Origin of the sequence: Nonomuraea sp. NPDC048916 (assembly GCF_040649575.1) — a bacterium.
In the GTDB taxonomy this organism is placed as follows: domain Bacteria; phylum Actinomycetota; class Actinomycetes; order Streptosporangiales; family Streptosporangiaceae; genus Nonomuraea.
Genome location: NZ_JBEZFS010000001.1, coordinates 1 through 13,458 on the forward strand (window position 1 = coordinate 1; position 13,458 = coordinate 13,458).

16 protein-coding genes and 1 pseudogene are annotated in these 13,458 nt (G+C 66.1%); 6 read left to right on the top strand and 11 right to left on the bottom strand.

All coding sequences use genetic code 11. The features are described 5' to 3' along the window. From AB0C16_RS00005 to AB0C16_RS00015, 3 genes are all read right to left on the bottom strand, one after another. Positions 1-100 (bottom strand): transposase (locus AB0C16_RS00005; RefSeq protein WP_357677698.1); only part of this gene is annotated, 100 nt, incomplete at its 3' end. 395 nt (positions 101-495) lie between these two features. After that, on the bottom strand, positions 496-849 hold the full coding sequence (locus AB0C16_RS00010) for a hypothetical protein (protein ID WP_357677111.1): 354 nt from the start codon (positions 847-849) through the stop codon (positions 496-498). 305 nt (positions 850-1,154) lie between these two features. Continuing rightward, positions 1,155-2,030 carry an ATP-grasp domain-containing protein gene (locus tag AB0C16_RS00015; protein ID WP_357677113.1) on the bottom strand — a complete coding sequence of 292 codons (876 nt, stop codon included), beginning with the start codon at positions 2,028-2,030 and terminating at the stop codon, positions 1,155-1,157. An 85-nt stretch (positions 2,031-2,115) separates the two neighbouring features. On the opposite strand from AB0C16_RS00015, the gene AB0C16_RS00020 reads away from it, so the two are divergent. Further along, positions 2,116-2,772, top strand: coding sequence for a DUF4291 domain-containing protein (locus AB0C16_RS00020; RefSeq protein WP_357677115.1), 657 nt, complete (start codon positions 2,116-2,118; stop codon positions 2,770-2,772). 617 nt (positions 2,773-3,389) lie between these two features. Here AB0C16_RS00020 and AB0C16_RS00025 read toward each other — a convergent pair. Next, positions 3,390-4,055, bottom strand: coding sequence for a response regulator transcription factor (locus AB0C16_RS00025; protein WP_357677117.1), 666 nt, complete (start codon positions 4,053-4,055; stop codon positions 3,390-3,392). Continuing rightward, positions 4,052-5,248, bottom strand: coding sequence for a sensor histidine kinase (locus AB0C16_RS00030; protein ID WP_357677119.1), 1,197 nt, complete (start codon positions 5,246-5,248; stop codon positions 4,052-4,054). The genes AB0C16_RS00025 and AB0C16_RS00030 overlap by 4 nt, the downstream gene beginning before the upstream one ends. Positions 5,249-5,408: 160 nt before the next feature. Between AB0C16_RS00030 and AB0C16_RS00035 the strand changes: the two genes are divergently transcribed. Beyond that, a complete protein-coding gene (locus tag AB0C16_RS00035) occupies positions 5,409-6,086 on the top strand; it encodes a hypothetical protein (protein WP_357677121.1) in 678 nt (225 codons plus the stop codon). A 231-nt stretch (positions 6,087-6,317) separates the two neighbouring features. Then, positions 6,318-6,773, top strand: coding sequence for a hypothetical protein (locus AB0C16_RS00040; RefSeq protein ID WP_357677123.1), 456 nt, complete (start codon positions 6,318-6,320; stop codon positions 6,771-6,773). A 177-nt stretch (positions 6,774-6,950) separates the two neighbouring features. Here the strand turns inward: AB0C16_RS00040 and AB0C16_RS00045 are convergent, their stop codons facing one another. Both AB0C16_RS00045 and AB0C16_RS00050 read right to left on the bottom strand, forming a co-directional pair. Then, positions 6,951-7,364: a PIN domain-containing protein gene (locus tag AB0C16_RS00045; RefSeq protein WP_357677125.1), complete on the bottom strand. Its 414-nt coding sequence runs from the start codon at positions 7,362-7,364 to the stop codon at positions 6,951-6,953. Then, positions 7,361-7,621, bottom strand: a complete 261-nt coding sequence (locus AB0C16_RS00050) for a CopG family transcriptional regulator (protein ID WP_148433379.1) — start codon at positions 7,619-7,621, stop codon at positions 7,361-7,363. The genes AB0C16_RS00045 and AB0C16_RS00050 overlap by 4 nt, the downstream gene beginning before the upstream one ends. 507 nt (positions 7,622-8,128) lie before the next feature. Between AB0C16_RS00050 and AB0C16_RS00055 the strand changes: the two genes are divergently transcribed. Continuing rightward, positions 8,129-8,464 (top strand): hypothetical protein, encoded by a 336-nt coding sequence (locus AB0C16_RS00055; RefSeq protein ID WP_357677127.1) that lies wholly within the window; start codon positions 8,129-8,131, stop codon positions 8,462-8,464. Between the two features lie 91 nt (positions 8,465-8,555). Next, positions 8,556-8,777: pseudogene (locus AB0C16_RS00060) on the top strand (ISKra4 family transposase); the annotation flags it as partial. Positions 8,778-8,842: 65 nt separating this feature from the next. Here AB0C16_RS00060 and AB0C16_RS00065 read toward each other — a convergent pair. Both AB0C16_RS00065 and AB0C16_RS00070 read right to left on the bottom strand, forming a co-directional pair. Further along, positions 8,843-9,148, bottom strand: a complete 306-nt coding sequence (locus AB0C16_RS00065) for a hypothetical protein (protein ID WP_357677129.1) — start codon at positions 9,146-9,148, stop codon at positions 8,843-8,845. A 356-nt stretch (positions 9,149-9,504) separates the two neighbouring features. Beyond that, positions 9,505-10,182: a helix-turn-helix domain-containing protein gene (locus AB0C16_RS00070; protein ID WP_357677131.1), complete on the bottom strand. Its 678-nt coding sequence runs from the start codon at positions 10,180-10,182 to the stop codon at positions 9,505-9,507. A 140-nt stretch (positions 10,183-10,322) separates the two neighbouring features. On the opposite strand from AB0C16_RS00070, the gene AB0C16_RS00075 reads away from it, so the two are divergent. Continuing rightward, positions 10,323-11,162 (top strand): class I SAM-dependent methyltransferase, encoded by an 840-nt coding sequence (locus tag AB0C16_RS00075; RefSeq protein ID WP_357677133.1) that lies wholly within the window; start codon positions 10,323-10,325, stop codon positions 11,160-11,162. 390 nt (positions 11,163-11,552) lie between these two features. On the opposite strand, the gene AB0C16_RS00080 is transcribed toward AB0C16_RS00075, so the two are convergent. Both AB0C16_RS00080 and AB0C16_RS00085 read right to left on the bottom strand, forming a co-directional pair. Then, a complete protein-coding gene (locus AB0C16_RS00080) occupies positions 11,553-12,719 on the bottom strand; it encodes a hypothetical protein (RefSeq protein ID WP_357677135.1) in 1,167 nt (388 codons plus the stop codon). Further along, the gene (locus tag AB0C16_RS00085; RefSeq protein WP_357677137.1) at positions 12,716-13,267 is read right to left on the bottom strand and encodes a SigE family RNA polymerase sigma factor; all 552 of its coding nucleotides are present in this window, start codon (positions 13,265-13,267) and stop codon (positions 12,716-12,718) included. The genes AB0C16_RS00080 and AB0C16_RS00085 overlap by 4 nt, the downstream gene beginning before the upstream one ends. Positions 13,268-13,458: the final 191 nt, after the last annotated feature.

Here is a 13,458-nt window from a genome sequence, read left to right on the forward strand (position 1 = left end):
CCCGCGCAACGCGCGCGACGGGCTTGCCGGTCTCCTTGACGATCCGCACCGCCCCAGCCCGGAACTCCGGATCAAAGCGACGCCTCGTGCTTCCAGCCACGACCAAACCTCTCCCGGTTCGATCTCCACGCTATGAGGGGAAGCTCAGTCCTAACTCTGGTCGAGCAAGCGCTGGCAGTGGCGAGGATTGATCCGTCATCGATGACGGATACCGAAAGAGAGGATCAGGTGGATTCACTTTCGGACAGAGATCGAGACTTACTCTTCGCTTTGGATAGCCAGTTCTATGACGCGGCCGATGAGTGCATGGAGAGATGCATAGAATTCGCGGACCGTAATGGTGTGGGTATCTAAATCTGTGATCGTGTACACATCACGCCTCTTTCTCGAACCATTCGTGCCTGTCACGTCGGGATCTGGCCGGGGCCTCTGACTCCAGGATGATCGGGGTTCCCAGACTGAAAGTGAAAGTGCGCGCGGCCGCGTCGTACTGACTTACTCGCTGCTCTTGGACTCCTGACCCACTCCGAGGCAGGCCACAACCATAGAGACGTCCATGGTGAGGAACAGTTGGAAGTGATAGCGGGGTTCGGCGCTCTTGGCGTAGCCGAGAAGGACTTCATCCAATCCACACGATTGAAGGCGTGAAACCGCCTCGGAGAACCCCAGAGATGGGGTGGCCCGCTGGCGGGTTAGGCGTTCGCGACGACGATAGATGTGCACAAGGTGATCGACGCGAACGCCGCCTTCCCAGATGCGGAAGTCGCCCCCGGCAAGGACCGCAAGGCGACATGCGGGGTCTGCTTCCCCCTGATACACCAGGAGTTCCGCAAGCACCAGCCGATCCATCACAACAGCTTCCCACAACAGCAAGATCGATGATCTTCCAAGTCGATGTCTGCGCGTGCCCGTTGCGTGCCCGTCAGAAGAGTGATCAAGGGGGACGCGCGGGGTATCACGGGCAGCCAGCATGCTCCACCGCAGGTCAGCATTGCCCAGCTCAGCACCCAAGCTCGTTAGAGACTTCCCAAGCTGACAGCGCGGGTTCGATTCCCGTCACCCGCTCTGACTATGAAGGCCCAGGTCAGGACCATGATCCCGCCCCGGGTAGTCGCCGCTCGAGTATCAAGAGCTCTTGGCGCCCCAGCGCCAGATCATCCTGGAGTAGCCACGGCTTCGCGCAGCGCGGCGTAGAGCAAGGCCGGGTCAGCGCCGGGCGGCCAGTCGCTTACCTGGCCGTCGCCGACCTCGATCACCCGCCTGACGCCGTCGACCCGCCGTACAAGGTCAGTGGTGACGAAACGGCACCCGAGCCGGCGCACCGCGGCACGCACATCGCTCAGGTCCCCGGGCGCTTCGAGGTCGGCTTCGGGGTTGTCGGGGTGCGCGCCGGCGAACACCGGCTCACCATCGACCCACCAAACTCGCAGCTCGCGGTAATCGAAGTCCTCGAACCGGCGGATGACCAACCCGCCGACCAGGTCCTCACCCTGAAGCTCGACGAACCTGGCCACCACATTCGGTAGCCGGGCCAGGTCCAGCGCGTAACAGGCGTCCAACCACTCGTGCTTGCGTGACTTGACATAGTCCTTGATCACGAAACCGCCATCGCTCCACCCGGCCACCGCCTGAGCCAACCGTTCCACACCCGGAGTAGGGGTGCCTTGCGCCATCGGCAGCACGACGGTCTGCGGCGTCAGGTGCCGGAAACAGTCGATCCAGCCGGGCAACTCATGCCCCGCCCGATAGTCCCGCGCGCTGACGAGCAGTTGGCAGCCGCGGGCGCGCAGCACCTCCTCCATCGCCCGGTACTGCTCGGCCCGCAGCATCCAGCCCCGATACCACGCCGGGCCGAACCCGCTTGGAACCCGCGCCACCGCCTCGGGGATCCGGCCGGCCACGACCGCGTCATGGTCGATCAGCGCCAGCCGTCCGTCCAGATTCCGTACGGCCTGCGCCTGCTGCTCGAAATGCGGATCGACCCGCCGCGGCCGGAGCGGATCGGCGCAGAACAGGAAACCCACCGTCATGATCGACAGGATAGAAGCCACCAGCCCACGTCTCATCCTGTTATTCGGTTGCCCGGGTTGAGCACGGCTCACCACTCTGGACGACATGAACGTGCCCTACCGGCAGATCCGTGGCGCCTATAACGCGCAGTCCATCACCGTCTACCAGGCCTACGACGCGGCCATTGCCAGCCCCGCCGTCGCGGCGCAGCGGTTCGTCCCGCCGTTCAAGCGCGAGCGGATGACCTGGATCAAGCCGTCGTTCTGCTGGATGATGTACCGCTGCGGCTGGGCCACCAAGCCCGGCCAGACCCGCGTCCTGGCCATCGACATCACCCGCGACGGCTTCGAATGGGCACTGGCCAACTCCTGCCCCAGCCATCCCGACCGCGGCGGTGACCCTACAGCGTGGGCGCAGCGGCTTCGCAGCAGCCCGGTCCGGATCCAGTGGGACCCCGAACGCGACCTGCACCTGAACGCGCTGCCGCACCGGTCCATCCAGATCGGCCTGTCCGGCCAGGCGGTGGACCGTTACGTCGAGGAGTGGATCCTCGCGATCACCGACATCACCTCCACGGTAAGCGCCCTCCATGCAGGCCGGGGCGCGACCGACCTGTTCCCGACTGAGCGCCCCTACCCAGTGACACCGGATCTCGCCCAAACCATCGGTGCCACAATGGGTGGCGGCTTGCCAGATGCGTGCCAAAACGTGCGGGGAATCGCGCTCACTCACGGGGATTCAAGGTCACCCGACCCACCCTGACCTGCGCCCCTGTTTTCCCAGCTCAGGGAAGCAAGATCAATAGATGATTCCCAAGCTGACAGCGCGGGTTCGATTCCCGTCACCCGCTCTCGACGAGCCCTGCTCGCCGACCTACTGGGTCGGCTTCGCGGGGCTCTTGTCCTGCTCGGGCGGACGACCCCCCGAGCCCCCCGCGTGCCACCCTCACCGATCGGCTTCTCATCTCAGGGCGCGGTTGCCGCTACACGTGTCGGCTTCGGGCCTGGCCGAGCAGCAGGGCGTTCAATACCCGCTCCGCTTCGCGGATGACCATGTTTACGTCTCGTGAACCGCTCCGTCCTTGCGCAGCGTACGGCGGATGTACGCGCGCTCCAGTCGCCTTGCTCGCGTCGGGATCCGCCGCTGGGTGAGTTGCTCACCAGCAAGAGCGAAGCGCTCTGCTTACAGGAGAGCACTGCCTGCGGATCGTCGTGCAATGAGCGTGCAACTGGACAGGTCGACGAGGGGGCAACCACTGTCACTCACGACCGGCCTCGACCGAACCGGGTCCTCATCACGTGGCCGAGCCTGCCCGACGAAGATCGCCGCCGATCTGAAACAGGAGGCAGCCGCCACCTTGACTCTCGGAAACCGTCCCTTCACCAGTCGCGCGCCGCGCGCCGGGGCAGCACCATGCCGGCCTCGTACGCGAGCACCACCGCCTGCACGCGGTCCCGCACACCGAGCTTGGCGAAGATGCGGTTGATGTGCGTCTTCACGGTCGCCTCGCCGAGATGCAGTTTCCCGGAGATCTCGCGGTTGGACAGCCCCCGAGCCAGCAACCGCAGCACCTCGGCCTCCCGGGCGGTCAGGTCGGTCAGCCCAGGAGCGCTGACCGGTGGCGCCAAGGAGGTGTAGTGGTCGATCAGACGGCGGGTGATCTCCGGTGAGAGCAGCGTGTCTCCACGGACGACGGCGTGCAGCGCACCCGCCAGTTCCTTCGGCGGAGTGGTCTTGAGCAGGAATCCGCAGGCACCTGCGCGCAACGACCGGTAGACGTACTCGTCGAGGTCGAACGTGGTCAGCATGACGACGCGGCGGTCGGGGCGGCCCGCGAGGATTCTCTCCGTCGCGGCCACACCGTCAAGCCTCGGCATGTGGATGTCCATCAGCACGACGTCCGGCTCGTGCCGGGCGGTCAGCCTCAGCGCCTCCTCGCCGTCCGTGGCCTCTGCGACCACCTCGATGCCGGGCTGAGCAGCGAGGATCATCCGGAGTCCGGTGCGTACGAGCACCTCGTCGTCTGCGATGAGGATGCGCGTCACACCGACGCTCCCGTACTCGACGGCATGGGGGCCGCGGAATTTCCGCTCAAGGGCAGCTCCACCCGCACCTCGAACCCACCGCCTTTCCCCGGACCGGTGGTAGCCGTGCCCCCGAAGAGCTCCACACGCTCGCTGATCCCCGTCAACCCGAGGCCACTGCCGTCGCTCCGGCGGACGATCCGCGGGCCGTCGTTGACGACGTGAATCCTCAGATCGGTGTGTCCGACATCGATCGCGACCGAGACTGTTACCCCCGGGGCGTGTTTGACCACGTTGGTCAGGGCCTCCTGCAGCACCCGATAGCCACTGACGTCGACGGCCGCGGGAACCCTGCCGAGGTCGCCGTTGGCGGTGACGTCGACCCGTACACCGGCGGCCCGAACTCCGGTCAGGAGCGGCTCGAGGTGCCGTAGCGAGGGCAGCCGCTCCAGACTCCCCTCACCGCGGAGGACGACGAGCAGGCGACGCAACTCGGTGACGACGTCACGACCGACTTCCTGCACCGCGTCCAGCGACTCATGGGCCTGCCGGGCGTCGGAGCCGAGCATGACCTGGGCGGCTCCGGCCTGCAGCACCATCACGGCGACGCCGTGCGAGACGATGTCGTGCAGTTCGCGGGCCACCCGGAGCCGCTCGTCGGTGCGCGCGGCGGTCTCCCGTTCGGCGGCCAGCGCGACCAGACGTTCCACCTGGGCACGCCGCATGCGTACGGCGTAGGCCGGTCCCATGACGGCGAGCGCGACGAAGGCGATGAAGGCCCAGTCGGGCTCGTCCGCGATCGTGGTCTCGATGCCGGCCGAGACGAAGTAGGAGACAGCGGCGATCGCCGGCCCGTGGCGGCCGCCCATGGCGACGCATGCGAAGCAGACGACGATCAACGCCGTGAGCGGCGTGGCCGGCGATTCGGGAAGGAGCGGCGTGAAGCTCTGCGCGATGAAGCAGACGCCGGCCAGGACCACTGCGACCCGTGGGTACGCGCCACAGGCCGCGACCGCGAGGCAATAGCCGGCGAGCAGCACGGTCAGCACGGCCATCCAGCCGTCGGACAACTCAGTGAGGTCGGGACCGTCGCCCTCGACGTACGGGGCGAGTGGCACGTAGATCTCGGCCAAGCCGAACCCGAACAGCGCGAGGCCTGCTGCGACAGGCCCGAGGTCACGCCGGCGCCGCCCAACGCCCCGGAGCCATCCCATGGCAGGGAGCGTATTCGAACCGCCCGCCGCCTGGCATCCACCCACGGGTGGAGCGGCGTCCTGCGGCATCAACCCGTCGATCAACATCCCGGCCGACGACCTGAGCGGTACGACGCTCCTAGCCTCTGCGTCGTTAGACGAATCATGACGGGAGATGTCGATGGATGACCAGACCACCAGGCCGTACGGCCTGCGTTTCGCGGCGATCGCGATGGCGGGCGGCGGCGTTCTCTACAGCGCCACCAACGCCTTCTACTGGGCGATGTTCCCGGACGAAGTGTCCGAGACCGCGGCGAACGTGGACGTGGCCGCTTCTGACCTCGGCGCCTGGCGAGTCGAGACGATCCTCTTCACGCTGACACACCTGCTGCTCCTGCCGGCGATGGCGGGTCTGATCGTGGCGGTCGGCCGCCGCAAGCGCCTGGTCGCCACCATCGGCGGAGCCTTCGTCGTTCCCGCTCTTTACTTCTCGGCGATCCACCTGTGGTACTACAACGCCTTCTTCGGGGCCCTCGCCGGAGGGGGCGTGAAGGTGGATGCGGTCCGGCCGGTCGTCGACGCCCTCGACAAGGACCCGCTGGTGGTGGCATCGTTCGTGGTCTGGATCCTGGGCTGGATGATCGGGCTCCTGGTCCTGGCCTTCGGTGCGTGGCGAGCCGGCCTCGTGTCCTTGTGGGTGCCACTCGTACTCACCGTCGGCAATGTGCTCGACTTGGTCTCCAGCGGCCTGGCGCCCAAACTCGTGGTGAGCGTACTGATGGCCGCCGGACTGATCGGGCTGGCGCAGGGCCTCCGCCCGAGACGCATGGAGAGCGTGGCCGCGGCCGTGCGCAGCTGACCGTGCCGATCTCGGCGAAGCAAGTGCGATCAGGGCTTCGACGAGCGCCGTGACGCTGTCGAACGACCCCGCGGAATCCACCCGGGCGGGGAGCACGACATCGGCGACGGTTTCTCGCCGTACTCCCACCCGACGCCCGATTGTCCGGGGCAGGCGGAACCGGTCAAGGACGGTTCGCCTGGTAAGAGACTCCGAGGGTCGGCCGGTGCTCGGGGCGATGACATGCCGGTCATGGCGGACTGGGAGCTTCGTCCGGCTTTGGTGGCAGACGTCGAGGTGGTGGCCGAGTTGCGGGCCGTGGTGCTGAGGCCGGATCTCGAGCGGCTCGGGCGATACGACGAACAGCGTGTGCGGCAGTGGTTGCGGGACGGGTTCACGCCGGCGCACACGTGGATGATCGAGGTGGATAGCGCTCTTGCCGGCTGCGTGGCGCTGCCGCCGGCGAAGGACGCCTACCGGATGGAGCGCTTCTACCTGGACCCGGATTCGCGGCGATCATCCGGCGGGAACCAAGCCGAGTGGGTTTCACAACGAGGACCCCGTCAACCAAAACCACGGCAGTTAGTTACAGATGTGCCCGTTGCATGCCCGTCCGTAGAGCGATCGACAGCAGACACGGGGACTCACGGTTACTCGGCCGACATCTGCCCAGGTCAGCCCTTCTCCAGCTCAGAAGCCATGCCTTGAAAGAGTTCCCAAGCTGACAGCGCTGGTTCGAGCCCCGTAACCCGCTCTCATTGTGAAAACCCAGGTAGGCCGATGGATTCGGTACCTGGGCCTTGATGTTGTCCAGGATCGTTGATCCCTGCGTGCCATTAGGTCGGATGGTCGGCCTGCCAGAACCAGCAGGCCAGGGAGCATGACTCAGACCTTGATGACGGTGACGCGTCCGCCGCACAGAGCAGCGAGGTCCTCGGGGTCGGAGGTAAGGACCGTGACGGGACCTGGGGCAGCGAGGGCGGTGGCGCTGAGCATGGCATCGATGGCGTACTTGTGCCCGTGCAGGCCGGCGTCGGACAAGAGCGTGGCGGCGTGGCGGGCGATTGGCTCGGTGACCGGCTCGACGACAAGGCGGGACAGCGTCCACTCCAGGGCCGGCCGGTTGACGCGGGGGTGGACCACCTCGACGAGGGTGGCGGCAGAGGTGATGACACGGAGGTCGTCGGCACGCGCGAGAGCGAGCCATGCAGTGACCGTGCGGTCGCGCAGGACGGCCTTGGCCAGTCCCTCGCTGTCGAGGACAAGGGTGCCGCCGGGAGTGGCAGAAGCACGGGTCACGCGGCCGCCCCACCATTGGCCTGTCCCCGCCGGGCCTGGTGGAGCTGGTCGCGCAGTGCCTGGACCTCGTCGTCGGTGATGGGGCCGTGCTCGGCCTCGGCGACCTGGATGAGTTCACTGAGGTTGTCGCGCTCGATCTGGCGGGCGACGGCGGCGGCGACGTAGGCGGACAGGCCGGAAGGGCCGCTCCGGGACCGGGCGGCCTCGGCGATGTCACGCGGCATGGTGATCGAATACTTGCCAGTAGGCTCGCTCATGCCCTCTATCCTACCTCTCATCCTCCCGAGGCGTCGCGGCCGCTTTGCTGGCGTTGGAGGACCGCCGCTGGTCAGTTGCGCACCGGCGAGAGCTGAGCGGTCTCCTTGCGAGCGAGGGTTACTGGTTTTGGTTCCAAGATGGCGATCGTGCGAACTCCTCTCGCGGGCTTGGTGCCTTCGTCACGCGAGAACACCAGCCGGGCCATTAGCGGGCCATTAAGAGAGGTAACGAGGGGTGAACCACGGCCACTCAGGACCGACCTTCTGTCCAGCTCAGTGCCCCAGCGGGCCGTGATCGATGCAGTTCCCAAGCTGACAGCGCGGGCTCGATTCCTGGCACCCGCTCTCAAAGCGAAAACCCAGGTAGACCGATGGATTCGGTACCTGGGCTTTGATCTTGTTTAGGGTCGTTGATCTCTGCGTGCCATTAGGGCATGTCCCTCGGATCTTGTCAGCCAGGCCGGAAATTCTGTCGATCGAGGCCGGTGACGGGCCTAGCCTGAGCGCATGGCTCATGCGAAGACGTCATTCGTCTGCCTGCCCTGCCGCGCCTCGTACAAGCAGCCTTACCCGACCCGCGAGCACAACGACCGGTTGTGCCCGCGCTGCGCCGAGCCGCTGATTCATGTTGGTTCCGCCTTCGCGGCCCCGCGTCGGCGGGACACCGCAGCCTGGCGAATGCTCTCGCTGCTGCTGCACGCGGGTGTCCGCTTCCACAAGAGTTGTTGCGGCGGCCCCGGCTACCGCCCGCGCACACTCGGCGAAGCACGCGCGCGGATGGCATACGCACGAGCCACCGGAGAGCCGTTCGCCAAAGTTCTGGTTCGCTACGAAGTGCCTTAATACGGCGGTGGTCATGCTCTGATCGCCGTCGATGAGTGCGGGCGGCGGGTGCAACCGGGCCGCCTCGCCCAAAAGCGCGCGCTCGCGGGCGATCGCCACCGGCGTCATCGAAGGCGCCTGCCGCCACCTGATCGGCGACCGGCTCGACATCACCGGCGCTCGGTGGGGTCTGGCCGGAGCCGAGTCCATCTTGAAGCTTCGCGCCCTCATCGCCAACACCGACTTTCCCGCCTACTGGCGATTCCATATTGATCAAGAGCACTACCGCGTTCACCACGCCCGCCACCAAGACGAGCACCACCTCGCCGCCTGATCACCCCTTCTGGACAGGGGCGACATCGACAGGAACCCGGGACCGGGTAGCCGCCAGTGCCCGCGTTAAGGACCGATCAACCGCGTCTCCCACTCTTCGAACGGGGGATCGATCACGTAGGTGGGGTCGCAGTATCGGCGGATCCATTGGGCTGCCCGGTACTGGGCGTATCCGTCGTTCACCTGGCCGTTTTCATCGATCTCCAGGACGTTGGTGTAGATGGTGAAGACCATCTCCAGCGTGGAACCGAAATCCATCAAGGCCGGTCGGTAGTCGATGTCTTCAAGTAACTCCATGTCCAGAGTGCCGTTGGCAAGGTAGAAAGCGAAGAAACGCAGGCTGGAACGGATTTCTTCAGAAAGCTTGGCCACATTCCATTGTCGGGTCAGCCTGGGCAGGCCGGTGCCGAGTCGACCACGGCCTCCCCGGGCGTGGCGTCGCCGGAATCGTCGGAGTGACCGGAACGACCCGGGCCTCGGCCGCAGGACGTCCTTGAGGATCCGCTTGGTGCGCCGCTTGATCAGCCCGGTCCCTCAAGAGGAGCCGCACCCTATTCGGCTGCCCGGGTTGAGCGCGGCTCACCACTCTGGACGACATGAACGGTGCTTCGGGCGAGTCGGCCGCAGTGGCTGCCTTCAGGATCCGTGCTTGTGCGTGAGCACGCCGAGCATCGAACGGGCAGAAGCTAACGATAGGAAAGCGGCCTGACAGGGCGGACGCCCGCGTGCTAGGCAGGCCGGGGCACGGAGGCCCATTCAGGGAGGGTGAACCACCGGGGCACGGCGCGGCGTATCGCTTCGGGACCCTGCACCTCGACCGCGTGGAGGCGCAACGCATCCGACCAGCTCAGGTTGCCGCGCCAGACCTCGACCATGCTGCGCACACCGGCGGTCACCGTCACGGTCACGGCGTGGCCAGGGTCTGTGTCGCAGACGTCGACCTCGTCACATGTGATCACGAGCCACCAGCGGCGACTGTTGGGGGGCGCGTCCGGGAACCGGAACTCGATGACCGTCCGCCCGTCCGGAACGGCGGTCTGGTCGACGTTGCGGTGCATATCCCACAGCAGCAGCTTCGGGTCCAGGTCCTCGTCGCCCAGCTCGCCGATCCAGCGGATGCCCCAGGCGGCGAGTGCCTCGACCACTGGTCGCAGCTCGTGGCCGGCCTGGGTCAGAACGTATCGCACGTCGTTGTCCTTGACGTGCCTCTCCACGATGCCGGCATGTGTGAGCTGGTGCAGCCGTCGGGACAGCAGCGTGGGGGACATGCGCGGCAGACCGCGACGCAGCTCGTTGAAACGCTCGGTCCCACACACCAGTTCCCGGATGACGAGCAGCGTCCAGCGTTCGTCGAGTAGTTCAACGGCCTTGGCGACCGGACAAAACTGGTGATACGAGGACCCCATGCCCCGCAGTCTAGATTCAGCCGCCATAAACGCCAGCGGTCTCGGCCGGATGCCGGTACAGATCTTGTACTAGATAGCGAATCCGTCCTTCCTTACCGTCGATTGCAGTCCACCGCAGATCACGATAAGGGAGCAGTACGATGACCTTTCAGAGCGACCCGCTAGAGGCCGACCGCGCCCTGAAGGCCAAGCATCGCGACATGTGGGCGCTGGGTGACTATCCCGCAGTCGCCGCCGAGATCATCCCCGATCTGGGCGCGATCCTGGTCGAGGCCTGTGGGGTGGGGCGCGGGGACCGGGTGTTAGACGTGGCCGCCGGGTCCGGGAATGCCGCCATTCCCGCAGCGCTGGCCGGGGCGAGCGTGGTGGCCGGCGACCTGACCCCGGAACTGCTGGAGGCCGGACGGGCCTTGGCCGCGCAGCGCGGCGCAGAGGTCGAGTGGCGGCAGGCCGACGCAGAGGCCCTGCCGTACGCCGACGGCGAGTTCGACACGGTCTTGTCCTGTGTCGGGGTCATGTTCTCGCCCAACCACCAGGCCGGCGCCAACGAGCTGATCCGGGTCTGCCGCCCGGGCGGCACGATCGGCCTGCTCAACTGGACGCCGGAGGGGTTCATCGGTCAGATGTTCGCGACGATGAAACCGTATGCGCCCCCACCTCCGCCCGGCGCGCAACCCCCTCCGCTATGGGGCAGCGAGGGTCACGTCCGTGCACTGCTCGGGGACGCGGTCACCGATGTCATCGCGCGCCGGCAGACGGTCACGATCGACCGGTTCGCTCACCCCAGCGCGTTCCTTGACTACTTCAAGGCCAACTACGGCCCGACCATCGCCGCCTACCGAGGGATAGCCGGGGACCCCGACCGGGTCGCCGCTCTGGACCACGCTCTCACCGAACTGGCCCGCGGCCATCTACAAGGTGAGGAAAAAGCGGTGATGGAATGGGAATACCTCCTCCTCACAGCACGCAAGCACGACTGACGGCAAGAACCGTCAGCGGAAGCCCGGTTGCGTCCGACACAGCCGCTCACATCCACACTCGTCCACTAGTACTCGCTGTCCAGCCGTACGCCGTTCGAGGGCCAGCGTGAACCATGGCTGCGACAGCACCTCAAGCCGCGCCCTGACGCCGCCGTGTGGCGTGTGGCGACAGGGCGGCCACACTTCACAAGATCGAGGGCGGGCAAGCGACTACGCTCGAAGGCGTACGCATGCGTCCAGTTGATCAGTGGCTGGGACCTTTCAGCCGGAGGTGGCAACGTGACGGCTGAGGCGTACGAGCCGGTGATCGCGAGGGCTCCTGATCGTCGAGTCGCTGAACGGTGATCGGAGTCCTCGTAACATCCGTGCGACCCCCCGGGGAGGTCTGCGTCACCAGGCCGCGAGCATCTCCTGTTGTGACGCATTGGGTGAATCCGCATGGATGAGGACGGTGGTACGGCCGCCGTCCAATCTGCTCAGCGGATGAACATTGCCCTTGATCAGCAGATGTCGTCCAGTGGCGTCGTAACGGATGAGAGTCCACTGGGCTGCGGTGCTTCCGGAGTGGTCCGCGCCGAACACCGTGCGAATCCTCCTACCGTCCGTGACGGAGTACTCCTCGATCGAGTAGCGTCCCGATCGCTCGCCACTGGGCGAAGAGGCATCGCCGATAAGGATCATGCGGCCGTCCGGGCTGATCGCCATCCCCGTTGGAGTCAGCATGTCGCGCACCACGGTGTGACTGTTCTTGAGTGTCTCACCAGCGGCGGCCGTGTCGAGGACGCGAACCTCCGAATGGACCCCAAATCCGAGCGTGCGGCCGTCGGCTGCCCATGACAGGTCCCAGATGTTTCCGAAGGCGTTCGTCGTCCAGGAGCGCGTCGTCCTGCTGGGCAGATCTACGACCACGAGCCGCGCGCCCGGACAGAAGCGCAGTGTCCTGTCCTTGCCACACACCTTGCCGTCAAGGCTGTAGGCCAACCGGGTGCCGTCATTCGTCACTGCGATGGAGCTGACGGCATCTCCGATCACGGGAGCGATGACATCCCGCGCCACTTCGGCGACCTGCCCCCGGTCGTCCACCCGGAGCCGGTAGAACCACGTGGTGCTCACCATCGTCGTGTACGACTTCACGCTCTCAGCCACATAGAACGTCGTCCCCCTTCCGGTTCCCGCCAGCAGATATCCACCAGGAACGCCACGGGTGATTCCCTTGGGAGTCGAAGGCATTGCGACCCGCTCGGTGATCTTTCCGTCGCGCGCGTCATGGATCGCCAGGCCGTCCTTCCCCGCGACCAGCAGATAGCGCGGAGCGGACGTCGAGCCGGCCTCCCCCGTACGTGCCGGAGGCGGAGCACCGAACCCGGCCACGACGGCGAAGCTCACCACCACTACGGCTAGAGCGGCCACCACCGGAACCAGCACGAGGAACTTACGGGGACGCGCGCGGGCTTCTGGCCGCAAGGCACCGTCAGCCGGACGCAGCGCTTCAACGCGCACGAGTTCTGCGCCAGCGGCGAAGGCATCCCGGAGTTGCTGTTCGATCCGCTCGGTCATCGGCCCTCCTCAAGTTTCACAGCGAGCGCTCTGAGCGCGCGGGACACGGTGGACTTCGCTGTTCCGCGGCTGACTCCCATCACCGCAGCCGTCTCCGCCTCAGAGAGGTCGAGGTAGTAGCGCAACACCACAGCCTCCCGCTGGCGACGCGAGAGATCACGAACTGCCGAGAACACCTCACGCCGGGTCTCCCCCAGCAAAGCCTGGACTTCAGCGGACCAGAACGGCGCCTCCCGTTCGACCCCGAATCGCCGGGCGATAGCTCTCCGACGGTGAACCGCGCGACAGCCGTTGAGCACCGCGGTACGGAGATAGGGCAGTAGCTGATCGTGATCGGCCAAACGTCTCCATCGGCGGTGCACGGCAGCAAAGGCGTCCTGAACGATGTCCTCGGCCGTCTCCTGGTCTCCCACCAGAAGAAAGGCGAATCGGACGAGGCTGAGACGGTGTGCCGTGAATAACTCGGCGACGGTGACATCCGCAGGAGGCTCCACTGCGGGGAACTCCGGTGGAGGGTCCTCCATCACGTTTCTGATCTCACTCTGCATGCTCACTCCATGCGCAGGTGCGCCAGGAGGTTGCTTCAGGACGCCAACTTTTTTGCCGATCGAATGGGCCGAGGTTGTGGCAGCTACTGCTCGGCTCGAAGCTGCGGCGGCTATCTATCATCCGCTCCATGAATAGAGCGAACAGGCCTAAGCACCCGTTCGGAGAACGTGGTTTCGCCACCTACGCAGCC

Bases quoted from the DNA above. Each gene is read 5' to 3' on its own strand.
- AB0C16_RS00035 (WP_357677121.1), top strand. From the start codon at position 5,409: ATGGATGACCAGACCACCAGGCCGTACGGCCTGCGTTTCGCGGCGATC.
- AB0C16_RS00055 (WP_357677127.1), top strand. From the start codon at position 8,129: ATGGCTCATGCGAAGACGTCATTCGTCTGCCTGCCCTGCCGCGCCTCG.
- AB0C16_RS00010 (WP_357677111.1), bottom strand. From the start codon at position 849: ATGGATCGGCTGGTGCTTGCGGAACTCCTGGTGTATCAGGGGGAAGCA.
- AB0C16_RS00080 (WP_357677135.1), bottom strand. From the start codon at position 12,719: ATGACCGAGCGGATCGAACAGCAACTCCGGGATGCCTTCGCCGCTGGC.
- AB0C16_RS00040 (WP_357677123.1), top strand. From the start codon at position 6,318: ATGGCGGACTGGGAGCTTCGTCCGGCTTTGGTGGCAGACGTCGAGGTG.
- AB0C16_RS00085 (WP_357677137.1), bottom strand. From the start codon at position 13,267: ATGCAGAGTGAGATCAGAAACGTGATGGAGGACCCTCCACCGGAGTTC.
- AB0C16_RS00070 (WP_357677131.1), bottom strand. From the start codon at position 10,182: ATGGGGTCCTCGTATCACCAGTTTTGTCCGGTCGCCAAGGCCGTTGAA.
- AB0C16_RS00030 (WP_357677119.1), bottom strand. From the start codon at position 5,248: ATGGGATGGCTCCGGGGCGTTGGGCGGCGCCGGCGTGACCTCGGGCCT.
- AB0C16_RS00075 (WP_357677133.1), top strand. From the start codon at position 10,323: ATGACCTTTCAGAGCGACCCGCTAGAGGCCGACCGCGCCCTGAAGGCC.
- AB0C16_RS00015 (WP_357677113.1), bottom strand. From the start codon at position 2,030: ATGACGGTGGGTTTCCTGTTCTGCGCCGATCCGCTCCGGCCGCGGCGG.
- AB0C16_RS00050 (WP_148433379.1), bottom strand. From the start codon at position 7,621: ATGAGCGAGCCTACTGGCAAGTATTCGATCACCATGCCGCGTGACATC.
- AB0C16_RS00020 (WP_357677115.1), top strand. From the start codon at position 2,116: ATGAACGTGCCCTACCGGCAGATCCGTGGCGCCTATAACGCGCAGTCC.